Source organism: Actinomadura alba (assembly GCF_014323705.1).
GTDB lineage: Bacteria > Actinomycetota > Actinomycetes > Streptosporangiales > Streptosporangiaceae > Actinomadura_C > Actinomadura_C alba.
Genome location: NZ_JABVEC010000036.1, coordinates 22239 through 46008, shown reverse-complemented (window position 1 = coordinate 46008; position 23770 = coordinate 22239). Strand labels below are relative to the sequence as shown.

At 66.8% G+C, this 23770-nt stretch carries 25 protein-coding genes and 1 pseudogene; 20 read left to right on the top strand and 6 right to left on the bottom strand.

What is annotated here, in order from left to right:
* Positions 1 to 717: 717 nt before the first annotated feature.
* The 12 genes from HKK74_RS32130 to HKK74_RS32075 all read left to right on the top strand — a co-directional run bounded on the left by HKK74_RS32130 (position 718) and on the right by HKK74_RS32075 (position 10645).
* Positions 718 to 1374: a hydrolase gene (locus HKK74_RS32130; RefSeq protein WP_187247156.1), complete on the top strand. Its 657-nt coding sequence runs from the start codon at positions 718 to 720 to the stop codon at positions 1372 to 1374.
* 1 nt (position 1375) lies between these two features.
* Positions 1376 to 2569: an amino acid ABC transporter substrate-binding protein gene (locus HKK74_RS32125; protein ID WP_187247155.1), complete on the top strand. Its 1194-nt coding sequence runs from the start codon at positions 1376 to 1378 to the stop codon at positions 2567 to 2569.
* A gap of 260 nt (positions 2570 to 2829) precedes the next feature.
* Positions 2830 to 3138, top strand: a complete 309-nt coding sequence (locus HKK74_RS32120; RefSeq protein ID WP_187247154.1) for a GNAT family N-acetyltransferase — start codon at positions 2830 to 2832, stop codon at positions 3136 to 3138.
* Positions 3139 to 3168: 30 nt separating this feature from the next.
* A complete protein-coding gene (locus HKK74_RS32115; protein ID WP_187247153.1) occupies positions 3169 to 3591 on the top strand; it encodes a (4Fe-4S)-binding protein in 423 nt (140 codons plus the stop codon).
* Positions 3592 to 3639: 48 nt separating this feature from the next.
* Positions 3640 to 4560, top strand: a complete 921-nt coding sequence (locus HKK74_RS32110; RefSeq protein WP_187247152.1) for an NADP-dependent oxidoreductase — start codon at positions 3640 to 3642, stop codon at positions 4558 to 4560.
* A gap of 475 nt (positions 4561 to 5035) precedes the next feature.
* A complete protein-coding gene (locus tag HKK74_RS32105) occupies positions 5036 to 5347 on the top strand; it encodes a MoaF-related domain-containing protein (protein ID WP_187247151.1) in 312 nt (103 codons plus the stop codon).
* A 2-nt stretch (positions 5348 to 5349) separates the two neighbouring features.
* The gene (locus HKK74_RS32100) at positions 5350 to 5739 is read left to right on the top strand and encodes a nuclear transport factor 2 family protein (RefSeq protein ID WP_187247150.1); all 390 of its coding nucleotides are present in this window, start codon (positions 5350 to 5352) and stop codon (positions 5737 to 5739) included.
* A gap of 310 nt (positions 5740 to 6049) precedes the next feature.
* Complete coding sequence (locus tag HKK74_RS32095) at positions 6050 to 6889, top strand: alpha/beta fold hydrolase (RefSeq protein ID WP_187247149.1); 840 nt, start codon at positions 6050 to 6052, stop codon at positions 6887 to 6889.
* A gap of 208 nt (positions 6890 to 7097) precedes the next feature.
* Complete coding sequence (locus HKK74_RS32090; RefSeq protein WP_187247148.1) at positions 7098 to 7331, top strand: hypothetical protein; 234 nt, start codon at positions 7098 to 7100, stop codon at positions 7329 to 7331.
* Between the two features lie 47 nt (positions 7332 to 7378).
* Positions 7379 to 8452 (top strand): LLM class flavin-dependent oxidoreductase, encoded by a 1074-nt coding sequence (locus HKK74_RS32085; protein WP_222722990.1) that lies wholly within the window; start codon positions 7379 to 7381, stop codon positions 8450 to 8452.
* Positions 8449 to 9117: an NADPH-dependent F420 reductase gene (locus tag HKK74_RS32080; protein WP_187247147.1), complete on the top strand. Its 669-nt coding sequence runs from the start codon at positions 8449 to 8451 to the stop codon at positions 9115 to 9117. The genes HKK74_RS32085 and HKK74_RS32080 overlap by 4 nt, the downstream gene beginning before the upstream one ends.
* 235 nt (positions 9118 to 9352) lie before the next feature.
* On the top strand, positions 9353 to 10645 hold the full coding sequence (locus tag HKK74_RS32075) for a glutaminase (RefSeq protein WP_187247146.1): 1293 nt from the start codon (positions 9353 to 9355) through the stop codon (positions 10643 to 10645).
* A gap of 268 nt (positions 10646 to 10913) precedes the next feature.
* On the opposite strand, the gene HKK74_RS32070 is transcribed toward HKK74_RS32075, so the two are convergent.
* Together HKK74_RS32070 and HKK74_RS42155 are read right to left on the bottom strand one after the other, a co-directional pair.
* Positions 10914 to 11099 (bottom strand): hypothetical protein, encoded by a 186-nt coding sequence (locus HKK74_RS32070; RefSeq protein ID WP_187247145.1) that lies wholly within the window; start codon positions 11097 to 11099, stop codon positions 10914 to 10916.
* Positions 11100 to 11155: 56 nt separating this feature from the next.
* Positions 11156 to 11809 carry a helix-turn-helix domain-containing protein gene (locus HKK74_RS42155; protein WP_187247144.1) on the bottom strand — a complete coding sequence of 218 codons (654 nt, stop codon included), beginning with the start codon at positions 11807 to 11809 and terminating at the stop codon, positions 11156 to 11158.
* Positions 11810 to 11966: 157 nt separating this feature from the next.
* On the opposite strand from HKK74_RS42155, the gene HKK74_RS32060 reads away from it, so the two are divergent.
* Together HKK74_RS32060 and HKK74_RS32055 are read left to right on the top strand one after the other, a co-directional pair.
* Positions 11967 to 12539, top strand: coding sequence for a TetR/AcrR family transcriptional regulator (locus HKK74_RS32060; RefSeq protein ID WP_187247143.1), 573 nt, complete (start codon positions 11967 to 11969; stop codon positions 12537 to 12539).
* Between the two features lie 68 nt (positions 12540 to 12607).
* Entirely contained in the window at positions 12608 to 13792 is a 1185-nt protein-coding gene (locus HKK74_RS32055; protein WP_187247142.1) for a GDSL-type esterase/lipase family protein, read from the top strand.
* 347 nt (positions 13793 to 14139) lie between these two features.
* Here the strand turns inward: HKK74_RS32055 and HKK74_RS42150 are convergent.
* Both HKK74_RS42150 and HKK74_RS32045 read right to left on the bottom strand, forming a co-directional pair.
* Positions 14140 to 14362, bottom strand: a pseudogene (locus HKK74_RS42150) (DDE-type integrase/transposase/recombinase); the annotation flags it as partial.
* A 449-nt stretch (positions 14363 to 14811) separates the two neighbouring features.
* Positions 14812 to 14985: a hypothetical protein gene (locus HKK74_RS32045; protein WP_187247141.1), complete on the bottom strand. Its 174-nt coding sequence runs from the start codon at positions 14983 to 14985 to the stop codon at positions 14812 to 14814.
* Between the two features lie 23 nt (positions 14986 to 15008).
* On the opposite strand from HKK74_RS32045, the gene HKK74_RS32040 reads away from it, so the two are divergent.
* From HKK74_RS32040 to HKK74_RS32020, 5 genes are all read left to right on the top strand, one after another.
* On the top strand, positions 15009 to 15200 hold the full coding sequence (locus HKK74_RS32040) for a hypothetical protein (RefSeq protein ID WP_187247140.1): 192 nt from the start codon (positions 15009 to 15011) through the stop codon (positions 15198 to 15200).
* Positions 15201 to 15670: 470 nt separating this feature from the next.
* Positions 15671 to 15979 (top strand): GNAT family N-acetyltransferase, encoded by a 309-nt coding sequence (locus HKK74_RS32035; protein ID WP_187247139.1) that lies wholly within the window; start codon positions 15671 to 15673, stop codon positions 15977 to 15979.
* 277 nt (positions 15980 to 16256) lie between these two features.
* Entirely contained in the window at positions 16257 to 16982 is a 726-nt protein-coding gene (locus tag HKK74_RS32030; protein ID WP_187247138.1) for a flavodoxin family protein, read from the top strand.
* A 426-nt stretch (positions 16983 to 17408) separates the two neighbouring features.
* A complete protein-coding gene (locus HKK74_RS32025; protein ID WP_187247137.1) occupies positions 17409 to 18368 on the top strand; it encodes a DUF5996 family protein in 960 nt (319 codons plus the stop codon).
* A 723-nt stretch (positions 18369 to 19091) separates the two neighbouring features.
* Positions 19092 to 19508 carry a pyridoxamine 5'-phosphate oxidase family protein gene (locus HKK74_RS32020; RefSeq protein WP_187247136.1) on the top strand — a complete coding sequence of 139 codons (417 nt, stop codon included), beginning with the start codon at positions 19092 to 19094 and terminating at the stop codon, positions 19506 to 19508.
* An 817-nt stretch (positions 19509 to 20325) separates the two neighbouring features.
* Here HKK74_RS32020 and HKK74_RS32015 read toward each other — a convergent pair.
* Positions 20326 to 20622 carry a hypothetical protein gene (locus tag HKK74_RS32015; protein ID WP_187247135.1) on the bottom strand — a complete coding sequence of 99 codons (297 nt, stop codon included), beginning with the start codon at positions 20620 to 20622 and terminating at the stop codon, positions 20326 to 20328.
* Positions 20623 to 21333: 711 nt separating this feature from the next.
* On the opposite strand from HKK74_RS32015, the gene HKK74_RS32010 reads away from it, so the two are divergent.
* A complete protein-coding gene (locus tag HKK74_RS32010) occupies positions 21334 to 21978 on the top strand; it encodes an MBL fold metallo-hydrolase (RefSeq protein ID WP_187247134.1) in 645 nt (214 codons plus the stop codon).
* A gap of 911 nt (positions 21979 to 22889) precedes the next feature.
* Here HKK74_RS32010 and HKK74_RS32005 read toward each other — a convergent pair.
* Positions 22890 to 23756, bottom strand: a complete 867-nt coding sequence (locus HKK74_RS32005) for a sugar phosphate isomerase/epimerase family protein (RefSeq protein ID WP_187247133.1) — start codon at positions 23754 to 23756, stop codon at positions 22890 to 22892.
* Positions 23757 to 23770: the final 14 nt, after the last annotated feature.

The following is a 23770-nucleotide window of genomic DNA, read 5'->3' as shown; positions in this document are numbered from 1 at the left end:
ATGACCGGCTCGGCTCCCACGCTGTAGCTGTGACGAGGCTGCAAGGTTCGCTTAACGCTACGGCCCGCGTGCGTGCTCCCTCCAAAGAGGCTCTTGACACCCCGCTCAGCCCGCCGCCTCTCAACGACGAACCGGAGCCTGCTACCGGGCGCTCCAGTGCCTACCCGGACGGGACTTCCACCCGCAGGCCTGGACCAGCTTCCAGGACGCAACATGGAGGGAGCGTAACGAGATCGCCGACAGCTCATCCATCCCCCAGGCGCGGCCGATTCTGAATCAATGCCCAGAACGTCCGGGACGCCGCGAGCACCGGCACCCTTGACGCCTCACGGCTTGCGGCCAGTCGCGGAAGATGTCCTTTTGGCCCTCTTTGCCCCATCTTCCGTACGCGTCGCCACGGCCCGCACCGCAACATCAACGCCTGGGCCGCCACCCGACGTCGCGCCCGCTCCCGTAGCACCCGGCGCTTCTAGGTGGACGGCTCCAGTGGGGGGCTTGGGCCAGGCATCCATCCACCCGGCAAGCGTCGACAGGTCAACGACTCGGCAACTAGTTGACGAATCAACGACTGGCACCTAATGTAGATGATGCGTCAACCAAATGGTCTGGGGCCGCCAGCCGGTCAGCCCATCAGCCCGTATTCGGCTCACTGCAGGCATCGAGATGTCGGTGCACCGTCTGAGGCCCGCGGACGCGAAGCTCCAGAAGGGGAATCCCATGAGCACTGAGAACAAGGCCGGACTCAACGCACTGCTGACGCCCGAGGAGAGCGTCCTCGTACTGATCGACCACCAGCCGTTCCAGTTCGCCAACCTGAACAGCCACGAACCGACGATGGTCGTCAACAACGTCATCGGACTCGCCAAGACCGCCAAGGTGTACGACGTCCCGACCATTCTGACGACCGTTCTGGAGGAGCGCGGCGGCCTTCTCGTCCAGGGCCTGCAGGACGTGTTCCCGGAGCAGAAGCCGATCAACAGGACCTTCATCAACACCTGGGAGGACGAGCGCGTCGTGGACGCCGTCAAGGCAACCGGACGCAAGAAGCTGATCATCGCCGGCCTCTGGACGGAGATCTGTGTGGCGATGCCGGCCATACAGGCAGCGGGCGAGGGCTTCGAGGTCTTCGCCGTCACCGACGCCTCGGGTGGCGTCTCCAAGGAGGCCCACGACATGGCAGTGCGGCGCATGGTCCAGGCGGGCGTGGTTCCGATCACCTGGCTGGCCGTCATGGGCGAGTGGCAGCGCGACTGGGCCCGCGAGAAGACCGTGCCGGGTGCCGCCGAGATCCAGCAGGAGCACGGCGGTGCCACCGGTGTGGCCTTCGCCTGGGAGATGCAGCTCCTTGCCGAGCGCGCCGGAAGCGGCGCCTGACATGACTACTGCGCCGGCTCCCATCCGTATCGGGTACTGCCTGTCGCTGACCGGTTCCCTCGCGGACAACAGCCGGTCGGCCCGTCTCGCCCATGAAATCTGGCGCGAGGACATCAACAGCCGAGGCGGACTGCTCGGCCGCCCTGTCGAGTTCGTCCGCTACGACGACCAAGGAAACGCCGACCTCGTTCCCGGGATCTACGAGCGGCTGATCGACGAGGACAAGGTGGATCTCGTCATAGGCGGATACGGCACCAACACCGTGCTGCCGGCCATGCCGCTGATAGTGGAGCGAGAGCGCTTCTTCGTCGGACTCATGGGCCTCGGCGTCAACAACGCGCTCCTTTATCCGAACTACTTCGCCATGATCCCCACCGGGCCGGATCCGAATGCCGCACTCACCGAGGGGTTCTTCGCTATCGCGGCGGAGCAGAGTCCCCGGCCGGAAACCGTGGCGCTCGTGTCTGCCGACGCCGAGTTCTCGCGCAATCCCATTATCGGTGCCAAGGCGAATGCTGAGAAGTACGGCATCAAGGTGGTCCACGAGGCTGCGTATCCGTTGTCGACCGAGGATTTTGCGCCCGTCATCGACGCGGTCGCCGAAAGCGGCAGCGATTTGTTGTTCCTGTGTTCCTACCTGGCCGACTCGATAGGTCTGGTGCGAGCGCTTCGTTCTCATGAATTCCGGCCGAAGATGGTCGGCGGTGCCATGATCGGTCCACAGAACACGGCGGTGAGGACGGAGTTCGGCCCGTTGCTCAACGGTGTCGTGAACTATGAATATTGGGCGCCGGTGCCCAAAATGATGTTCCCGGGCGTTGAGGAACTGCTGAACGCCTATCAGGAACGGGCTGGCGAAGCCGGTGTCGACCTCCTAGGGCACTACATGGTTCCCCTCGCCTACGCCCAGATGCAGGTGGTGGCCCAGGCCGTCGACGCAACGGACGGTTTCGACGGCGCGAGTCTCTCGGCGTACGCACGGGAGGAGACCTTCCCGACCGTCATGGGTGATGTCAGGTTCGGAGCCAAGGGCGAGTGGTCGGAGCCACGTGTCCTGCAGGTCCAGTTCCAGAGAGTTTCCGGCCATGAGGTCGGTCAATTCCAGAACGGATCGAGGCAGATCGTCGTGTCCCCACCGGAATCGTCCTCCGGAGAGCTCATCTTCCCCTACGCGGAAGCTTTCGCCGCCGAGTGACGGAGGCCAACCTCAACCTTTCCGAAACGGGTCGCCGGATATGGCGGCGACCCGTTTTCGAATCGCTCAGGACTAGGACGTTGCCCAGACTCTCGGGAACGCCCTGGTGTACCGGCCTCCCATGAGTGCTCACTTCAAGGTGGGATGCTGAAGTTGCGGTAAGTGGATGTGGCCATGCTTGCGAATTAGACAAATTGATTCATCAACTGGATTGGGTTTAGCGTGAAGCAAGGCCCACGCGGAAGGCACATGGAGGACACGTGGCAGTGGAAGTGAGTGACGTTCCCGAAGCCAAGCGGTACGAAGCCCGGGTCGAGGGAGAGTCCAAGGTCGCGGGCGTCGCGGATTACATCCGTACGACGGAACTCGTCGCGTTCGTGCATACCGAGGTCTCGCCGGAGTACGAGGGCAGAGGGGTTGGGGCAGCGCTGGCTCGCACCGCCCTCGACGAGGCGCGCGCCGCGAACCTGCGGGTGCTGGCCACCTGCCCGTTCTTCGCGGGGTGGATCGCCCGACACCCCGAGTACCAGGACCTGCTGTATCAGTCCCGCAGCAAAGTCAGCGACTGAACACCGGGCATGGCAGCGACGGAGGCCGGCATGAGCAGCGGAACCCAGAAGAAGGCGTACGAGGGCCAGTCGATCACCGTGACCTTCGAGGCCAGGCGCTGCCTGCACGCCGCCGAATGCGTCCACGGTTTGCCGGAGGTCTTCGACCCGGGCGAGCGCCCGTGGGTCCGGCCGGACGGCGCCGAGGCCGAGCACCTGGCCGAAGTGGTGCGGCGCTGTCCCTCGGGTGCGCTGCAGTACGAACTCGTGGACGGACGGGCGGAGACCCCGGACCGGCCCACGCAGATCACGCGCAACTCCGTCGGGCAGTTGATCGCGCGCGGCGAGTTGAGCATGGACACGGCGGCAGGCCCGCGCGCGGAGACCAGGGTCATTCTGTGCGGTTGCGGGCAGAGCCGTCTTCAGCCGTACTGCGACCACGCGGGGCCATGTGGTCAGACAGCGTCGGGCTGACCCGCCCTCTCACGCGTAAGTGCCCCAGAAGAACCAGGAGTCGAGCAGATGTCCCTCGCAGTGCAGTTCTCCGAGTACGGCACCCCTGACGTGCTGCGTGTCGTCGATGTTCCGCCGCCCACCGCGGGCCCTGGCCTGGTGCGGCTCGCGGTGCGGGCCGCGGGTGTCAACCCGATCGACTGGAAGATCCTGCATGGCTACATGCGCCAGGCGATGCCCCTCGACCTCCCGGGTGGGCTCGGATCCGACGTGGCCGGTGTGGTCGACCAGGTAGGGGAAGGCGTGACCGCCTTCAGCGTGGGGGACGAGGTGCTGGGAGCCTCCATCACCCCGTCCTACGCCCAGTTCGCGCTCGCCGACCCGGCCGCGCTGGTCGCCAAGCCGGCCTCTGTCCCGTGGGAGGTGGCCGGAACCCTGGCCGGCACGGGTATCACCGCCTGGGAAGCGCTGAACAAGCTCAAGATCGCCAAGGGTGAGACCCTCCTGGTCCATGCCGCCGCCGGTGGTGTGGGCACGTTCGCCGTGCAGCTTGCCGTCGACCGGGGGGTGCGCGTCATCGGCACCGCGAGCGAGGGCAACCACGAGCAGCTCCGCTCCCTCGGAGTGAAACCGGTCACCTACGGCAAGGGGCTGGTCGAGCGCGTGCGGGGCATCTCTCCGCAGGGAATCGACGCGGTCCTCGATGCCTCCGGTCGCGGTGAGATCCCGGACTCGATCGAACTCGCCGGCGGCCCGGAACGTGTCCTCTCACTCGTGGCTTTCGATGCGGCCGGGAGCGGTATCCACATCCACATGACCGAGCCGGGAGCCGGCGGGCTCCGAGCGCTCAGGGACATCCTCGCCCTCATCGAAGCGGGGCGGCTGCACGTCCCGATCCAGCGGACGTACCCCCTCGGCGAGGTGGCAGCCGCGCTCAAGGTCAGCAAGTCCGGGCACCTGGGAGGCAAGCTCGTACTGCTCCCCGCGTAAGGGCGCGACGCCCCACGAACAACGACAGCACGCCCTTCGAGTTCAATGGCTGCACAGGGGTCGGACGTCCATGGTCTTGGCGAGGTGGCGGCCGGATGACGCCGCGACTCACTCGCGACTCACTGCGGGTGCCGGATGGCTTCAATGCGGCCGTTGCCCTCGGCCTTCGGACTCACGTCGATGACGTGGCTGGCGATACCTGTGAGGTCGAGATTGTGGTCGATCGTCGCCCCGCGCTTTGGCGCCTAGGTAAGTCAGGTGCCCAAAAACAACAGCCGGTTCTGTCCTGACTGTGTGGCGGATACAGCGAAGCATCTTGCGACGCGCGGTGTGCGTGCCCATCTCCGGGCGCCGGGTGCTTCACCAGCCCGCCCGCGCGGACTCGCCAAATGCTTCGGGACATCTGGGAATGGACGGAACCATTTGAGAGTTCAACTAAAGAGCCGGAGGTCCGGAAATAAGATGGGAGAGCGTCATGATCGAGCAGCTAGTAGGTAAAAGCTACAAGTTCAACATGGGCGCACTGAAGGTGCGGTTCACCTTCGACTCGCAGACGCAGGGCAGCTTCGTCGTCGCGGAGGGCGGCGGGCTCGCGCCCGACGGGCACGCGGAGACCGTAAAGCTCGACCTGAAAAAGATCCGCGACGGCGTCTACCTGAACTCGTGGACCGAGGCCAGCGGTGCCACCGTCACTCACGTCGAGGACTTCGCCAATGGGACGCTGTATTCCAACGTGACTGTCGGCGGCACTCTCTACAACTTTGTCGGAACTATCGAGGAGGCATAACCATGACTGGAAATTCTGCGGCAGACCAGGCTCAGCGCAACACCGAAATCGTGCTTACCGCCATGCGGGAACTCTTCACCGAGAAGGACATTACCGCGCTTGACCGGTACTGGGCTGAACCCTACGTGCAGCACAGTCCCCAAATGCCCAGCGGCCTGGACACGCTCCGCGCTGTGGTGCCGGGGCTGGAGGGCTTCTCGTGGGAGCCGAAGCGGATTGCCGCGCAGGGCGATCTCGTATTCACCCACAGCCTCGTCCACGGCTGGGCGCCGGACCCCGTCGTCATCGTCGACATCTTCCGGCTGGACAACGGCCGTATCGTCGAACACTGGGACGTCATCCAGGACCTCACCTCCCCCGACGCGACCGTCAGCGGCAACCCGATGGTCTGACACCAGGCAGGCAGGGAGGAGCGTACTAGCGCGCCGCTCCACCCTGCCGATCGGCGCTAGGGAGTGTCTTGCCGATCATGGTCGAGCCAAATGAGTGTGCTGGCGAGATGCGCATGAGCTGATGCTGCTGGACCGCGATCTGAAGATGGTGGTCTGGAGATCCGGCCGCTTAACGTGCGTCACGGTGTCGGCCAGCGAAGGCTCGAAAGCGGATGTGCGCCCTCGACGCCAGTCTAAGAGTAAGCATGGAACATAGGGGATCTGATCCTCCGTGCCTCGACGCCCACAGCGACTCAGAAGGGACGAGTAAATGGGGTACATCACCGTAGGGAATGAAAACAGCACGCCGGTCGAGCTCTACTACGAGGATCAGGGCGCGGGTCAGCCCGTCGTCCTCATCCACGGATACCCACTGAACGGTCACAGCTGGGAGCGCCAGACGCGAAATCTTCTAGCCGCCGGATACCGCGTCATCACCTACGACCGTCGGGGCTTCGGCAAATCGTCAAAGGTGAACTCCGGGTATGACTACGACACCTTCGCCGCAGACCTAAACACCGTGCTGGAGACGCTCGACCTTCGCGACGTCGTCCTGGTGGGATTCTCGATGGGTACGGGCGAGGCCGCCCGTTACGTCTCACAATTCGGACATGAAAGGGTCGCCAAGCTGGCGTTCCTGGCCCCGCTGGAGCCTTTCCTCGTCGCCCGGGACGACAACCCCGAGGGTGTGCCGCAGGAGGTCTTCGACGGAATCGAGGCAGCGGCGAAAGGTGATCGGTACGCCTGGTACACGCAATTCTTCTCGAACTTCTACAATCTTGAGGAGAACCTTGGTAGTCGGATCAGCCAGGAGGCCGTCACCGCGAGCTGGAACGTGGCGACGTCGAGTGCCCCCGTGGCGGCCTACGCGGTCGTTTCCGCTTGGATCGAAGACTTCCGCACCGACGTCGAAGCGGTCCGCGACAGCGGTAAGCCAGCTCTGATCCTGCACGGCACAGCCGACAGGATCCTACCCATCGACGCTACCGCCCGCCGCTTTCGACGGGACTTGCCCGAGGCGCAGTATGTGGAGATTGAGGGCGCCCCACACGGGTTGCTCTGGACGCACGCAGATGAGGTTAATTCAGCCCTGCGCTCCTTCCTCGGCTAGATCCGCGACGAGACCGGAAAGCATTCGTCATCGGCTGTTGGCAACTGAGGTGCGGTTCCTTACCTGCGGCGCACCCCGGAGCAGTCTTGGCGGCGTGAAGACTCCATAGGCCACTAGCTGGATCCGATCCGACTGCCGGTGGGCCGACCCCGCACCCGCCAGACGTCGTCGCCACGAACGGCGTTTGTACGTCGGTGGGGTGGAGACGGTGGCGCAGAAGATCGCACGTATCGTCCGCACCAACAACCTGTCCCGGTTCGAACTGAAGTATGACTTGCGACACCTGCCGCGCCAGGCGCGGGAGCAGAACATCCGACTGTTCGGCGAGCAGGTCGCCCCGCGCGTACGTGAACTTCTAGCTGGCAGCGACGACACGTGGGAGCCGACCGGCAGGGAACTTGCGCAGATCACTCAGGGCGGTGGACCCGCCCGCGCCTCATGACCTCGCACCGTCACACACGGACACAACGAAAGCTCTGAGGAAGTTAAATGATGGATGTCTCGCAGATCGAGTTCGGTATCGACAGCTTCGGGGACCGGCCCCGTGACGACCGCGGGGAGATCGTCTCGCATGCGCAGGCGATCCGCGCGGCTGTGACCGAGGCGGTGCTGGCCGATCAGGTCGGCATCAACGTGGTCGCGTTGGGTGAGCACCACCGGCCGGAGTTCGCGATCTCAAGCCCTGAGACGGTGCTGGCCGGCATCGCGACCGCCACGAAGCGCATCCGGCTCGCCTCGGGGGTGACGGTTCTGTCTTCGGACGACCCGGTGCGAGTGTTCCAACGTTTCGCCACCGTCGACGCGCTCTCCAGCGGCCGCGCCGAGGTGATCCTCGGACGGGGTTCGTTCACCGAGTCGTTCCCGCTGTTCGGGTACGACCTGAAGGACTACGAGGTGCTGTTCGAAGAGAAGATCGACCTGTTCCACCGACTCCTGGACGAGACGCCGGTTACCTGGGAAGGCACCACCCGTGCCGCCCTACATGATGCGGACGTGTACCCGAAGACCGAGTCGGGACGTCTCGATACCTGGGTAGGGGTTGGCGGGTCACCACAGTCCGTGATCCGCACCGCCCACTACGGGTTTCGGCTCATGCTCGCCATCATCGGCGGCGCCCCCGACCGGTTCGCTCCCTATGTTGACCTGTACCGGCGGGCGAGCGAGCAGCTTGGCACCACCGCACAGCCGGTCGGGATGCACTCGCCGGGGTTTGTCGCCGCCACCGACGCCGAGGCGAAAGATCTGTTCTACCCCGGGTTCAAGGAGACTCGCGACCGGATCGGGGCGCTGCGCGGCTGGCCGCCGATCCGCCGGGAAGAGTTCGACGCCGAGGTGGAACACGGATCGCTGTATGTCGGCTCGGTCGAGACGGTCGCGAACAAGATCTCCCACGCGATCCGGGCGCTCGATGCAGGCCGGTTCGACATGATCTACTCGGCCGCCGGCACCGTCTCCACCACCGCCCGGCTACGTTCAGTCGAGCTGTACGGCACCCAGGTCATCCCCCGGGTCCGCGAGCTTCTGGCCGAACAGCCCACCGTCAGGGCGGGGGCGACACGATGACCACCCCCGTCACCACCATCGGGATCCTGGGGGCCGGGAAGGTCGGCACCGTCTTGGCGCGCCTGGCGGTCGCAGCCGGCTACCGGGTCCTGGTCTCCGGATCCGGAGACCCGGCGAAGATCGCGCTGACCACCGAGATCCTCACCCCCGGCGCGACCGCCGCGTGGCCGGCCGAGGCCTCGGACGCCGCCGACATGGTGATCCTCGCCCTACCGCTCAGCAAACACCGCAACCTCCCGATCCCGGAGCTGGTAGGGAAGCTGGTCGTCGACGCGATGAACCACTGGTGGGAAATCGATGGTCCCCGCGAAACGATCGTCCCGCCCGGTACCTCCTCGAGCGAGGTCGTGCAACAGTTCCTGACGGGCGCGCGAGTCGTGAAAGCCCTCAACCACATGGGTTACCACGACCTCGAAGACGGGGCCCGCCCAGCCGGAACCCTCGGGCGCAAGGCGATCGCGATCGCCGGCGACTCACCCGAGGATCTCGCCGTCGTGTCGGAGCTGATCGAGACGCTCGGATTCGACCCACTCACCATCGGCGACCTCGCAGCGGGTGCCCGGCTCGAGCCCGGCACCCCTGCCTTCGGCGCCAACGTCGGCGCCGACCAGCTTCGCACTCTCATGAGCATCCCTGCTCCGGCCACACTCCTGGAGCGCCCATGAACCGATAGTCAACACCTCGGCCGGACACTGAACCATCTCTGGTCTCCTACCGCTTCCCACACGACGACTCAGCAACGGGAAACACCGTGGCCCAAGCCGTGACGCCGTCTCACGAAAGACATCGACGTTGTGATTCGGTGAGGCGCCGGCAGGCGTCAGGAAGGCACACGCACTACGGCGGCCTCAGCGCTGACGTCACAGCGCAGAAGTTGCCCATCTGCATGGAGGAGGACGAATGCGGTCAGTCATTCCCGACTATCTGACCGAGGCACTCGGAGATGTCGAGCCGGACACTTCCGGAGAGCCGGCGGGGTACATCCCCGAGCTCGCGGCAGCGGACCCCGAGCGCCTCGGCGCGGTCTTTGCCACCGTTGACGGCGAGGTCTACGGTGCCGGCGACATCGATACCGAGTTCACGATCCAGTCGATCTCCAAGCCGTTCACGTACGCGCTGGCACTGGCTGATCGCGGCTTCGACCCTGTGCTCGCCAAAGTTGGTGTCGAGCCATCGGGAGAGGCGTTCAACCAGATCTCCCTCGAAAGCGATACTGGGCGCCCTCTCAATCCCATGATCAACGCCGGTGCGATCACCGCCCACTCGCTGGCCGGCTCGGAGGACATGAATCCGGCAGAGCGCGTGGAGCGCGTGGTCCACGGCCTTTCGGCGTTTGCCGGTCGTAGACTAAAGATAGATGAGGCGGTGTGCGCGTCGGAGATGGAGCACGCGCACCGCAACCTCGCCATCGCACACATGCTCCGCAGCCACAGCATCCTCACCGAGGACCCGAGGGCCGTCGTCGACGGTTACACCCGCCAGTGCTCAGTGCTCGTCACCGCGCGAGATCTGGCCATGATGGCCGCGACGTTGGCCAACCGCGGGGTAAATCCTCTCTCGGGTGAGCAAGTGATACGCGAACCGGTGGTGCGTCAGGTGCTGAGCGTCATGTTCACCTGCGGAATGTATGACGCGGCCGGTGACTGGGCGACCCAGGTCGGCATTCCGGCGAAGAGCGGCGTGGCTGGGGGCCTGATCGGCGCGCTCCCTGGCCAGATCGGCATCGCCACATTCTCACCACGACTAGACCCTCACGGGAACAGCGTTCGCGGGGTGTCACTATTCGAACGATTCTCCTCCGATATGGGTCTGCATGTGATGGAGGTCCCGGCCGCTGCGCGTGCGGTCGTGCGATCCAACCACGTCGTCGGCAGCGGACCGAATGCGATCCGGGTCCTCCAACTGCAAGGTGGGATCGGCTTTGCCGGAGCCGAGAGAATTGTTCGGGAAACCGTGGACACTGCCCCCTCAGAAGTCAGGGTGGCTTTGGACCTCACGATGGTCTATTCGATCGATGACGTGGCACGGCGCATGTTGCTGGAGGTCGCGCGTCGGCTCACGCTGGATGGTCACGAGGTCTACCTCGTCGACCCGGAATCGATCATGCCCGATCCCGATCCCGGCGATGGTGGCCGAGTCACAGTCGTAGGCAACGTGGAACAAGCCGTGATTCCGCCGCACAAGGTGGCCTAGCGGAAGAGCCGTCCGCAGAAGAGAGAGACTTGATGCATGAACAGTGAGCCGGTCGCACGCGTTCGCGCATCAGAGAACGTCACCGCCGGCGCCCGCGACGGTCGCCGTGCGCGTAAGCAGGCACCGCGCCGAGCCGCGGCGTACTGGGACCCCCAGCGTCCGTCACATGAGAAAGCCATCGACCGGCTGCGCGCGCAAGAGGCCGTTCGCGACCCCGGGCGATGAACGCTTCGATCTCCGGCCACCAGCGGTCGACGGTAGTGGCGAGCTATCTGACCTCGGGGATGTCGGAGTCCGCGCACCAGGTGAGGAACTTCCAGCGGGCGTGCCCGACTTGGTGGCGGTCGGCGCCGGTGCGGGCGCACGCGAGGATGTTGCGGGGGTTCTCCTTGGCGATCCATGCCGTCAGCAGGGTCTGGCCGATACTTCCCGCGCCCAGCAGGGCGTTCCACATCGTGGTGAACTGCTCGTCGGTGAGGTCCTCGCGGTTGTGCAGCAGGTGCCGTCTGGCTATCCATTCCGGGTCACTGGCGCGTCCGCGCCGGCCGCCGGTCTCGGCGGTGGACCACGGACAGCATCTTGTTGGCGAGCTGGACGACGTGGAAGTGGTCGACCACGACGGTGGCGTGCGGTAGACGGGTGCGGATGGCGGCGCGGTAGGTGGTTGACATGTCGATGGCCACGTACTCGAATGCTCTTTCTCCAGGTCAGCTGGGTGGTGGCGAGCCAGGCCAGTACGTCTGCGGTGGTGCGGCCCTCGACCTTGCCCAGCAGCCCGCCGGTGCCGAACGCGTCGACGAAGCCGGTGTGCCACCGGTCCCGGACCAGGTGCCACTTGCCGGTGGCGGGGTCCTGTTCCCAGCGCGGCCGTCCGCGCCGGGTCTCGTCGATGCCCAGCACCTGCACCTCGGGCAGCGGTGCCTCGGTGACCTCGCGGGCGGCAGTACGGAAGGCGTCCATCACGGTCGGCCAGGACAGGTGCAGGTCACGGGCGGCCTGGATGACGGTGGAGGCGGCGTCGCGTACCCGGCGCCCGGCGGCACCGCGCAGCCGCGTGGTGATCCGCGCGCCGGCCGGTATCTGCTCGATCTGCTCGGTGAACGACTTCCTCGGGTACTGCACCCGAATGCCCGAGCCGCCATCGTCCTCCTCCAGCTCGAACACAGCCGTACCGCCTGAACGAAGATCACTAGACGTCACGAGACGTTACCGAGAAGGGTTCAGTCAGTGGCTTCATGAAGGATACGTTAATTTGCCTAACTGGAGTAGGCAAATGCATAATCATCTATGGCATAATTCGGAAGTGACTCGGAGGATGGGCATGGCTCGGGTAGGACTGACCCCGCAGCGCCTGGTCCGGGCGGGAGCGGATCTGGCCGACGAGATCGGCTTCGAGCAGACGACCCCCGCGGAGCTCGCCCGGCGCTTCGGCGTCAAGACCGCGAGCCTGTACTCGCACCTGAAGAACGCCCATGACCTCAAGACCAAGATCGCCCTGATGGCCCTGGAGGAACTCGCCGACCAGGTATCCGCCGCAGTGGCCGGGCGGGCCGGTAAAGACGCCCTGACCGCCTTCGCGAATGTCTACCGCGACTACGCCATCAAGCACCCGGGCCGCTTCGCCGCCGCCCAGTTCCGGCTCGACCCGGAGACGGCGGCCACCAGCGCGGGCGTCCGGCACGCCCAGATGACGCGGGCGATCCTGCGCGGATACGACCTGGCCGAACCACACCAGACACACGCGGTGCGGCTGCTGGGCAGCGTCTTCAGCGGCTACGTCAGCCTGGAAACCGCCGGGGCCTTCAGCCACAGCGCCCCCGACGCACAGGAAAGCTGGACCGAGATCCTCAACGCGCTCGACACCCTGCTGCGCACCTGGCCCACCGCCTCCTGACCAACCTTCCCGGCCGATCTTCCGGCCACCTCTGCCAGCTGCCCCTCCTGATCAAAGAGACCGAGGAAATGCACACCGAGCACGACTGGACCACCACCCCCATCACCTCTGACCTCCTGCGCGGCGCTCTCGACCTGGAACACACCGAACGCGGCGTACTGCCCCACCGGTTGCCCGCGTACGCCCGCCAGCAGATACCCGACGGCCAGCTGGCGATGGCCGAGTCGCAGCCCTCCGGCGTGCGACTGGTCTTCCGCACCCCGGCCACCGCCGTCGAGCTGGACGTCGTGGCCACCAAGCGGGCCTACGTCGGAGCGCCGCCGCGCCCCGACGGGGTGTACGAGCTTCTCGTCGCCGGACGGCTCGCGAGCCGGGCCAGCGTGACGGACGGCGACGTACTCACCATCGACATGGCCGCCGGGACCGCAGAAACCCGACCCGGGCCGGTTCAGACCCTGCGGTTCACCAGCCTGTCCGGCGACGATAAGGACGTCGAGATCTGGCTGCCGCACGACGAGACCACCCAACTGGTCACCCTGCACACCAACGCCCCCATCCGGACCGCACCGCCCAATGGCCGCAAGGTCTGGCTGCACCACGGCAGCTCGATCAGCCACGGCTCCAACGCCACTACCCCGACCGGGACCTGGCCCGCCGTGGCCGCGGCCCTGGGCAAGGTGGAGCTGGTGAATCTGGGATTCGGCGGCAGCGCCCTGCTCGACCCGTTCACCGCCCGCACGATCCGCGACACCCCCGCCGACCTGATCAGCCTCAAGATCGGCATCAATATCGTCAACGCCGACCTGATGCGGCTGCGCGCGTTCGGCCCGGCCGTCCACGGTTTCCTCGACACCATCCGCGAAGGACACCCCACCACCCCTCTACTGGTCGCATCCCCCATCTACTGCCCCATCCACGAGAACACCCCCGGGCCCAGCGCCCCGGACGTCAGCGCGATGAGCGAGGGGCGGCTGCGGTTCATGAGCACCGGCGACCCCGCGCAGATCGCCGCCGGGAAGCTGACCCTCACCGTGATCCGCGACGAGCTCACCCGCATCGTCCGGCAGCGCGCCGCCACCGACCCGAACCTGCACTATCTCGACGGCCTCGACCTCTACAGCAAGCCCGATCATGCAAAACGGCCGCTACCCGACGAACTCCACCCGGACCCTGCCACCCACCGGCACATCGGCGAACGCTTCGCCCGCCTTGCCTTCGGCGACGGCGGCCCTTTCACCATGGAGCACCGCTGACCGGCCAACGACAGGGGAATGTCTCGGGGATCAGTGGTACCCGTGGCTGACGCCGAGGTTGATCATGGTGGCCGCGCGGCGAAGTCCTCGATCTCGACCGGCATCCAGCCGGGGTGTCAAATTGGGGACCAAACTGCACTCTCTGCGCGATTCCTACTCGACCCCCACGAGGCCCGCGAGTTCACGGAAACTGAAGGTGCTTGAACGCGAAGTCACGGGTGCATGGGCTGATTCTGGGGCATGGACCCGCAGGTTCGTGGTCGACTGGCCAGGACGCACAACGTGAAGACGCGTGAAGGAGCTCACGCGGACGCAGCCTGCGCACGCGGCTCGGGCCTATGCAGCGCTTCAGTACCCGCATCCGAATGATGAACCAGCCCCGGCCCAGCGGGAGTTCCGGCCGGCTCTCGGCGTCACAACGCCATGTCGAGGGCATCGAGGACGAGCTTGGCCCGCTTGCTGGTGGCGGCGGACCAGCCGACGATTGCCCGGGAGTACAACGTCCACGACGAATGCGACGTAGACGATCCCGGACCAGGTGGCGACATAGGTGAAGTCGGCGACCCCGAGCGCCACGGTGTCGGCCGCGGATTCTGCTGCGCGGCGAGTTCGAAGAACCCCTCGGTGAGCGCGGCATTCGGATCCGGTCCGGTCGGGATCATGGCGAAGTAGTTCGGATAGGCGAGCGCGTTGTTGACGCCGAGGCCCATGAGCCCGAATCTGACCGGTCCCCTCGCGGACAACAGCCGGTCGGCCCGTCTCGCCCATGAGATCTGGCGCGAGGACGTCAACGCTGCCGCTCGTTCGGGCGAGACGCGGTGAAGTCGCGCCTGGGCAGGTCAGCGGCCCGCTCATGGCAATCGTCGCGGAGAGTTTCCGCACTCCGTAGACGCTGAAGTTGTCGGTATGGACGCGGCTGATCTGCGTCTTGAGCTCCGCGTCGCGAACCGACCGGGCGCTGGGAATACGGTTCTTGGCGGCGTAGTAGGTGCTCGTCGCGATCTTCAGTCCGTGGCTGGTCAGGACGCGGCAGATCGGCTCGACTCCGAACACCTCGCGCGCGGGCCGGCGAAGCCGGTGTCGACCTCCTGGGGCATTAGATGGTGCCGCTCGCCTATGCCCAGATGCAGGTGGTCGCCCAAGCCGTCGAGGCGACGGGCGGTTTCGACGACGCCGTCCTTCGGCGTACGCACGGGAGCAGACCTTCCCGACCGTCATGGGTGATGTCCGGTTCGGCGTGAAGGGCGAGTGGTCGGAGCCGCGGGTCCTGCAGGTCCAGTTCCAGGGAATCTCCGGCCATGAGGTCGGGCAGTTCCGGAACGGGTCGCGGCAGATCGTGGTTTCGCCACCGGAATCGTCCTCCGGAGAGTTCGTCTTCCCCTACGCGGAAACTCTCACCGCCGAGTAACGAGGCCAACCGCAGCCATCGGGACGGGTCGCCGGATTCTCCGGCGACCCGTTTCGCTCCGCTCGGACCTTGAGCGCGGCTGTGACGGGCCCGCGATCGGCGCGCCCGGCCGACCGGGCAGCCGCTCAGGTGGCCGGTGACGACTGCCGGCTTGTCCTTCTCCGTCGACGCGTCCGGGCCCGCGAAGGCCGCGTCGACGGGCCCCGGCAGGTCGGTGCCGGTCGGGATGCCCGCTCGGCTAGGCCGCGGCACCCGGTGCGGACGATACGCATGGGCGAGACCTCCTTTGGTGGACCCGTCATCAACCGTAGGAGGGTGCAGGGTCGTACCTGGTGCCCGTTGAAGTGGGGTGCCGGGGTCGCGGTGAGGGGGTGGTGGCGGTGTGGGTCGGTCCGCCACAAGAAAATGTTGATGCATCAACTTAATCCGGTAGTGTGGTGGCCTGGCCAACCGACCCAGGAGGAGGACATATGGCGGTCGAAGTGAGCGACGTGCCCGAGGCGAAGCGTTACGAGGCCCGCGTCGACGAAGAGCCCAAGGTCGCGGGCGTCGCGGATTACATCCGTACGACGGAACTCGTCGCGTTCGTGCACACCGAGGTCGCGCCGGAGTACGAGGGCAGGGGAGTCGGTTCCGCTCTGGCCCGTACCGCCCTTGACGAAGCACGGGCCGCGAACCTGCGGGTACTGCCGACCTGTCCCTTCTTCGCGGGCTGGATCGCCCGCCATCCCGAGTACCAGGACCTCCTGTACCGGTCCCGCAGCAAGGTCAGCGATTGAACAGTCGGACACGACAGTGACGGAGGCCGGTATGAGCGACATCATCCTGGCGGCCCTCGAACATGAGACCGCCGTGGCCGAAAGCGATCCCGACCGATGACCCGAACGGGCACACCCACCACCGCCCAGGGACGCTGACCGAGTCGCCGAGGCCGGCCAGATCAGCGACGAGGTCCGCAAGGAGTTCGTCCGGCCCACATCCACTTCATCGCCACCGCCCCGGACACGAGAGCCGGCCACGCGGGTCGACAGCACGACCGAGCACCGGAAGGACCCCATGACCGCATCCGTGACCGAGGAACCGGACTTCACCGGGCTGCGCGCGATGTACGTCAACTGCACCCTCAACCGTTCCCCCGGCCGCAGCCACACCCAAGGTGTGATCGACCGCAGCGTGGCGATCATGGAGGCGAACGGGGTCGGCGTGGATCAGATCCGCGCCGTCGATCACGACATCGCCACCGGCGTCCGCCCGGACATGACCGAGCACGGGTGGGACACCGACGAATGGCCCGCACTGCTGACCCGGGTCCTGGCAGCCGACATCCTGGTCATCGCCGGACCGATCTGGCTCGGCGACAACAGCTCGGTGACCCGCCGGGTGATCGAGCGGCTCTACGGCTACTCCGGCGTGCTCAACGAGCACGGTCAGTACGCCTACTACGGCCGGGTCGGTGGCTGCCTGATCACCGGCAACGAGGACGGCCTCAAGCACTGCGCGATGAGCATCCTCTACAGCCTGCAACACATCGGGTTCACCGTCCCGCCCCAGGCCGACGCGGGTTGGCTCGGCGAGGTCGGCCCCGGCCCCTCCTATCTCGACGAGGGCTCCGGCGGCCCGGACAACGACTTCACCAACCGCAACATCACGTTCATGACCTACAACCTGCTTCACCTCGCGTCGATGATCCGGCGCGCCGGTGGGGTCCCGGCCTACGGCAACCAGCGCACGGCCTGGGAAGCCGGTGGTCGCCCCGACAACGCCAATCCCGAATACCGCTGATCACCTCCGGCAGGTTCCGAGACGACGGAGCCCGGCGCGTCGGTTCCGGCAGGCAGACCACGCAGGAAGGGGACGAGATGGCCGATCACCGAACCGGCGCCGCCCCATCAGGAGGAAGGGTCGGAGTCGTCGGTGCAACGCCAGGCCCCTCGGATCAGGCAGGTACGGAGCCGCACCCCACCTCACACACGAAGGAAGCACACCAGTGACGAGCCTACCGATTCACGTGCATCTGCTAAGCGAACTGCAGCGCGACCGGACGCGCTCGCAGAGCGTCAGGGACTTCCTGAACATCCCTCGATTGGGACCGGCGACACCGGGCTTGCAGTTCACCAACGACCCCGACCGGGCTCGAGGAGCCCGTACGCAGGACAGGAGCACAATGACCGCCACCCTCTCGTCGCGCCGCGAAGGGTATGAGAACCGATGACCGGCACGGCAACGATGAGCTGGCCGAGCCTGCGGGTCTCGGACTGGACCCCCACCCGCGACACCCTGCACATGTGGACCCAGATCGTGGGCAAGATCCGCATGGCCCACGCTCCGCTGGTCAACCACTGGTGGCAGGTGACCCTGTACGTCAGCCCGCGCGGGTTGACGACGTCGACCATCCCGCACGGCACGGGGGCCTTCGAGATCGAGTTCGACTTCGTCGGCCACCAGCTCGAGGTCCGCCACAGCGACGGCAACACGCGGAGCCTCCCGCTCCGGCCGATGCCGGTCGCCGAGTTCTACACCCGGATCCTGGACATGCTCGGCCGGCTCGGGATCGACGCACCGATCCGCCCGCACCCCAACGAGGTCGAGCCGGCGATCCCCTTCGCCGAAGACCACACCCACGCCTCCTACGACGGCGAGGCGGTCGGCCTGTTCTGGCAACAGATGCTGCAGGCGAACCGGGTGATCGGCGAGTTCCGGTCGCACTTCGTCGGCAAGGTCAGCCCGGTGCACTTCTTCTGGGGAGGGATGGATCTCGCCTGCACCCGTTTCTCCGGGCGGTCGGCTCCGCCGCACCCCGGCGGAGTACCCAACTGCGGGGACTGGGTCATGGTCGAGGGCTACTCCCGGGAACTGTCCAGCTGCGGGTTCTGGCCCGGCGGCGGAGAGGAAGGCGCCTTCTACTCCTATGCCTACCCCGAGCCCGACGGGTTCGCCGATCAGCCGATCCGCCCCGAAGGCGCGTACTTCAGTACCGAGTTCCAGCAGTTCCTGCTGCCCTACGAGGCCGCCCGCGCCGCACCCGACCCGGACCGCGCGGTCGCCGAGTTCCTCCACACCACCTACGAAGCCGCCGCGGACCGCGGACGCTGGGACCGCTCGGCGCTGGAAGACACCCCCTTCCGGTGGCACGGAACCCCCGCGCCTCGCGGAAACGACGATGCCTGACCGCACCGAACTACCGCCCCCCTCGCCGTGGAAGACGCCCATGCAGGAGCAGTCGCAGTCCATCCCGGTCGCTTCTAGGCACGCCTTGTTGCAGTGCGAGAGCTTCGACATGTCCCGCCACAGAGCGACGTAGCCATATCGGTCGATCGCCGCGTTGACCAGCCGGGTGAGGCAGCTGCGTGGCAGGTGCCACCGCTCGCCGTCGAGCCGGGGAGACCGGATGCCCACCGGCCCGCGCAGCCACCATCTGTTCGTTCGGCTCGGCCGGAACTTCGCGATGACCTCGCCGTGCTGGGGAAGCCATACCCGCGCGATCGGCCCGACTCCGGGTGCCTTGACGATCTGGCCGTTGACGATGCGGACCTCAGGCTCGTCGCGCATCTGCCCAGTGTGTACCAGAACAGGCATAGATCCGGGAAGTAAGCCCAGGTCCAGCGACTACAGGAGGAGGAGAGAGCTCAGGAAACTCTGGGGTTGTTTCTTATTCGTCCCCGATGCCCGGATCGCCAGAGTCGCGCCATGGTCTGCCCCGTCCACTCGGGGCCGAGCCAGACGCGGCTCGTGTGGCCCATGTCGGGAACGTCTTCGAGCCCAGGGATGTTACGGCCAGGGGTACTCTCCGTGTTCCGACCGACCGTCTATCGCACGCTCCAGCGTGCCTCGAGCCCAAGCACAGCTGGTTAACCAGCTGTGCTCCGCTATTGGCACCTCTGGGAGGTACCGGTGTTCACTGACTCCGATCGCATTCTGCTCGCGCGTCCGCTGTTCGGACTTCTAACCGTGTCGCCTGCGGCCGGTCGCCTGCCGGCTCCACGACCGGTGTGGTTCGAGGCGACGCCTGACGGGGACGTGCAGCTGTTTTCGCTCGCCGGCGCCCCGCGGCTCCGTCGGCTGGAAGCCGATCCGCAAGCCTCCTTCGTCGTGATTAAGCCGCCCGGCGAGACCGAGGGGTGGGTGTCGATCGAGGCCGACGTCACAGTCCACCCCGACGGTGGCAAGGAACTGGCCGACAGGCTCACCGAGCGCTACTGGGACGCGACCCAGACCGAGCAGCGTGCAGCCGCCAGGGCGACGTGGGAGGTCGAAGACCTCCGGCGCATCGTACTGCACCCCCGTCGGGTCACTCGCGGACCGGCATAATCGGGAGATATCCGGCCGATAGCGCGAAGTCCCGAACTGATCGATTCGGTTCAGGGACTTGGCCTGTCGTTAAGGGAGCTGTCACCAGGTACTCGCGAGGCGCTGACAAGACAGAACCCTCATTCTGTCCGCTCTGGGAATCCGCATACTCGCAGGTCAACGCCATGACGCCGGACCGGTTACCGATTCGGTCCCCGCGCCGCATGACCGGCCGGACGCCGAAACCCGCCCCTCGACGCGATCACGGTCCAGCGCAGCGTGCTCCCGATATGCTCCCGATCCACCCGGAAAACAAAGATCCCCAGATCGGGATCATGATCCTGACCTGGGGATGATGTGGTGGGCGATACTGGGATTGAACCAGTGACCTCTACCGTGTCAAGGTAGTTCCGATCATGCCCTGACCTGCGGTTTTTTGAGATGCCGCAGGTCAGCGCCGTGCGATGACGCTTGTTGACGCCTGTTCAGGACGGTTCAGGGACCATGTGTGCCTCCCGCTGCTCCCCGCTCCGGGCGGGAGCAACGGGAGCACCGACCGGGGGAGCGGGGCGGTCTGGGGTTCGTTAGGGCTTCAGACGTCGTTCGGTCGCACACGATTCGCACCGCTTACGGTGCGCGCATATTGCTCTGCTCATCTGGCCGGTAGCAGAGGTCGCCCGAAGCCGGCAGCGGTGATCTTAGGCATCTCGTGGCAGGTAGCGGGCAGAATGTGACGCGCAGCTGGTTGGGGGTGTGCCGATTGGCTGCCTACGAAGTGTCCAGGCGCACTCCTGCGTGAAACCTGCGGGACAGCGCCTGAAGCCAATTTTCGAGCGGTTCAGGGTCTGAACCTGCGGGCGCCGCGGTTCGTACTTTCCCGAGTGGCTGCTGGAACGCCGTCGCCGGGCCGAGCAGGCGAGGGCGGCCCGAGCTGCGGGGGGTCCAGCAGGTATACGTCGGACGAGGTGGAGCTGTCGCTGCCCGCCGCGATCACTCCGTCGGAGGCGATGGCCACCGCGTTGGGGTAGGTGCCGGTGGTGTAGCGGCCGTCGTCCGACAGGTCGGCGGTGCGGAACGCCTGGTGGTAATAGGGCGAGCCGCAGGCGACAACGACCCGCCCGGCATCCGGCGTCAAGGCGAGGTCCTTTAGGCTCGCGCACCCGTCTGGCCCTGGATCAACGCGCTTCGCATGTAGGTCGGCCTGGCCGGTACTCACGCTGCACACCGCCAGGGTGGCGTCGTTGCCGTTGGAATCGGCGGCGACGAGGGTGTCCGGTTTTTGCGGCGCGGCATTCGCCGACCGGGACGAGCTGCTCGCCGCAACCGCCGCCCGCGCCGTGGGGGAGCTGGCGGCGGCGCTGGCCGACCGGGTCGAACCGGCCGCTCCGCCAGCGGAGCGGCTCGCTGCCGCCGCTAAGACCTACGTGCGATTCACCGCAGAGCACGCCTCGCTGTTCCAGGTGCTCTACGGCTCCGGGTTGGACAAGGCGCGCTATCCCGAGCTGGCCGTTGTCGCCCGACCGATCGTCGATGCGTTCGGGAACCGGCACGGGAAGTCACGCCGCGCGCTGACGAGCTCGCCGCCGCCGTGGCAGCCACCGCGCACGGATTCGCCGCCCCCTACTCGACGGCGCGTGGAGGAGCGAGTCGGGCGATATCGACATCGCCGTCGACACCGCCGCCGAGCAGGCGGGCATCGCGACGACGGCACTCGTAGGAGCCTGGGCGACCGCGGTCGCGCGCTGACCCGGGACCGGCAGCAGGCCAAATCCGCCGGTGATCAGGTTCCGGTCGTGCTGGCGAGCCGACGATACGTCAGAGGCAGCGGCCCGGGTCGAGCGCGTCCATGGCACGACAGACGGCTGGACTCGGCACGACAGACGGTGGCGCCCCGCTGGAAACCGCCGTCGAGCAGGTGAAACGGCTCGGGTATGACCCCAGGGACGTGCGCGACATCGTGGTCACCCACCTCGACGCCGATCACATTGGCGGGCTGGTCGACTTCTCCGAGGCGAACGTGCACGTCTACGCCGAGGAACTGCAAGCGCTGTGGGAACCACGGGGCCGGGTGGAGCGCACCCGCTACCGCGCCGTCCAGTTCACCCACGGTCCGCACTGGACGTCCTATGCCGACGCGGGCGAGCCGTGGTTCGGGTTCGAGGCCGTCCGGGAGTTGAAGGGGCTGCCGCCGGAAATCCTGCTCATCCCTCTGGCCGGCCACTCGCGCGGGCACGCGGGCATGGCCGTCGACACCGGCGCAGGCTGGCTACTGCACGCGGGCGACTCCTACTTCCACCACGACGAGCTCGATTCGGCCCGTCCACACTGCCCGCCTGGCCTGGCGATGTTCCAGACGCTGGTCCAGGCGGATCGCCGCGCCCGCCGGGGCAACCAGCGGCGGCTGCTCGACCTGGTGCGCGACCACGGCGATCAGGTGACCGTCTTCTCCGCCCACTGCGCCGCCGAGCTGCACGCCTTTACCGGTGCCTAGAGCCGGTCCCGATTCCAGGACCCCAGTTTCAAGGATGTGGTCATGAGGATGAGGAGGGGAAGCATGCCGAGCCATGACGCCGCCGAACCCTGGTCGCTGGCCGCGGCCGTGCCGAACTAGTGGTGGCTCCCGGTGTCTTCGACGGGTTCTCTACGATGGTCGCCGTCCGCCAGGTTCCCGGCGCTGTACGTCGGGCTCCCAGGCCATCGCGCCGACGAGGTGCCCGACACGCTCGCTGGGTGGAAGAAGTCAAGCGTGGCGCGTCCGGCGCCTGCACGTCACCGTGCGCGGATGGCACCGGCGGGCCCCGGGGCCCGCCGGGCGAGGCACTGGCGTCCCGCTGTACGGGTGCCCGGGGACGACTGGACGGCTCAGACGGTGACGACGACCTTGCCCCGGGAGTAGCGACCGGCGGCGAACTCGGCCAGCGCCTTGATTGCGCAGGCCGCGCGGTGGTGTCGGTTGCACGGGTTCGAATCCCCAACAGGGAGCCATACAGATGGCTGCATGATCTCCTGGGCGGTGTCGGGTGGTCGGCTTGTGATCAGCCGCCGATTTGGCACTGCATGATGCGTGTTGCCAAGCGACCTTCAAACCTGCCTTGACGTGCGTGAATGAGTCGGGTGTTCATATCCTGCGCCCTGGGCGGTAGACCAGCCGGGACCGGTGCGGCCGGCACCGGTCGCGACTCGACCGGTTCCGCTGTCGGCGCCTGTTGGGTGGTGACGTGCCGTTCTGCGACATCCGAGCTAACGACGAGCAAACATCGAGCTCGACTGGCAGTGCTTCACGGCACCCGGTAAGGCAGTCTCTTCGTCCGCGGCGACGATCTCGGCAAGAACCTGTCGCGCTACGTGATCGACCAGATCGAACGCTCCCTGACATCAGGCTTGTTCGGACGGGCGGGGGAGTCAGCTGGACAGGGACTCGGTCATGCGGCGCAGGAATGCGATGCCGTCGGCGGCGATCGCATCCTGGCTGCGGGCCAGCGGCCGCCAGATGGATGCGGCCACCGCGATCGTGGCGTTGTGCGCGGTGAAGGACTCGATGGACAGCGAGCCGGTGTAGCCGGCGTCACGCAGGGCGGTCAGAAAGCCGGTCCAGTCGAGGTGGTCGGTGCCGGGGGCGCCACGGTCGTTGGCGCAGACCTGGACGTGCGCGATCCGGGATCCGGCGGCGGCGACGGGTCGGACGAGATCGTGCTCCTCGATGTTCATGTGATAGACGTCGAGCGCCAGGCCGACCGTCTCGGTGGGCAGCCCGTCGAGCGCCTCCATGGCCTGCGCAACGGTGTTGAGCAGGCTGGTCTCGTACCGGTTGAGCGGCTCGACGGCGAGCCGCACGCCGGCGGCGTGGGCGTGCTCGGCGACCGGTTCCAGGGCCGCCCGCAGTTCGGCGTAGTGCAGGGCCCGTTCGCCGGGGTCCATTCGCCAGGTCCGGCCGACCCCGGCGTACATCGGCCCGGCCACCACCGGCGCCCCGACCTGCGCCGCCGCGTCGATGCAGCGGCGCAGGTAGTCCTGGGCGCGGGCCACCGTGGGAGGGTCGGCGGCGACCAGGTCACGGCCCGGAGGGATGACGGCGCACACCGCCGCAGCAGTGAGCCCGTTGTCGTCCAGGACCTTGCGGGCGGCCACCGGGTCCCAGTCGTCGAGCTCCTCCACCGGTAGCTCGACGGCATCGGCGCCGAACCCGCGGATCCTGGGCGCGAGCGCGGCGAGGGCGCCGCCGGTGAGGGGGGATTCCCAGATCCAGGTGTTGACGCCGATCGGGAACAACTCGACCAGCTCCT

What these genes read in the sequence shown, in the direction of transcription:
- HKK74_RS32130 (WP_187247156.1), top strand. Translation starts at nt 718, where the DNA reads ATGAGCACTGAGAACAAGGCCGGACTCAACGCACTGCTGACGCCCGAG.
- HKK74_RS32125 (WP_187247155.1), top strand. Translation starts at nt 1,376, where the DNA reads ATGACTACTGCGCCGGCTCCCATCCGTATCGGGTACTGCCTGTCGCTG.
- HKK74_RS32115 (WP_187247153.1), top strand. Translation starts at nt 3,169, where the DNA reads ATGAGCAGCGGAACCCAGAAGAAGGCGTACGAGGGCCAGTCGATCACC.
- HKK74_RS32110 (WP_187247152.1), top strand. Translation starts at nt 3,640, where the DNA reads ATGTCCCTCGCAGTGCAGTTCTCCGAGTACGGCACCCCTGACGTGCTG.
- HKK74_RS32105 (WP_187247151.1), top strand. Translation starts at nt 5,036, where the DNA reads ATGATCGAGCAGCTAGTAGGTAAAAGCTACAAGTTCAACATGGGCGCA.
- HKK74_RS32100 (WP_187247150.1), top strand. Translation starts at nt 5,350, where the DNA reads ATGACTGGAAATTCTGCGGCAGACCAGGCTCAGCGCAACACCGAAATC.
- HKK74_RS32095 (WP_187247149.1), top strand. Translation starts at nt 6,050, where the DNA reads ATGGGGTACATCACCGTAGGGAATGAAAACAGCACGCCGGTCGAGCTC.
- HKK74_RS32085 (WP_222722990.1), top strand. Translation starts at nt 7,379, where the DNA reads ATGATGGATGTCTCGCAGATCGAGTTCGGTATCGACAGCTTCGGGGAC.
- HKK74_RS32080 (WP_187247147.1), top strand. Translation starts at nt 8,449, where the DNA reads ATGACCACCCCCGTCACCACCATCGGGATCCTGGGGGCCGGGAAGGTC.
- HKK74_RS32075 (WP_187247146.1), top strand. Translation starts at nt 9,353, where the DNA reads ATGCGGTCAGTCATTCCCGACTATCTGACCGAGGCACTCGGAGATGTC.
- HKK74_RS32070 (WP_187247145.1), bottom strand. Translation starts at nt 11,099, where the DNA reads ATGTGGAACGCCCTGCTGGGCGCGGGAAGTATCGGCCAGACCCTGCTG.
- HKK74_RS32060 (WP_187247143.1), top strand. Translation starts at nt 11,967, where the DNA reads ATGGCTCGGGTAGGACTGACCCCGCAGCGCCTGGTCCGGGCGGGAGCG.
- HKK74_RS32055 (WP_187247142.1), top strand. Translation starts at nt 12,608, where the DNA reads ATGCACACCGAGCACGACTGGACCACCACCCCCATCACCTCTGACCTC.
- HKK74_RS32040 (WP_187247140.1), top strand. Translation starts at nt 15,009, where the DNA reads ATGGGTGATGTCCGGTTCGGCGTGAAGGGCGAGTGGTCGGAGCCGCGG.
- HKK74_RS32035 (WP_187247139.1), top strand. Translation starts at nt 15,671, where the DNA reads ATGGCGGTCGAAGTGAGCGACGTGCCCGAGGCGAAGCGTTACGAGGCC.
- HKK74_RS32030 (WP_187247138.1), top strand. Translation starts at nt 16,257, where the DNA reads ATGACCGCATCCGTGACCGAGGAACCGGACTTCACCGGGCTGCGCGCG.
- HKK74_RS32025 (WP_187247137.1), top strand. Translation starts at nt 17,409, where the DNA reads ATGACCGGCACGGCAACGATGAGCTGGCCGAGCCTGCGGGTCTCGGAC.
- HKK74_RS32010 (WP_187247134.1), top strand. Translation starts at nt 21,334, where the DNA reads ATGGCACGACAGACGGCTGGACTCGGCACGACAGACGGTGGCGCCCCG.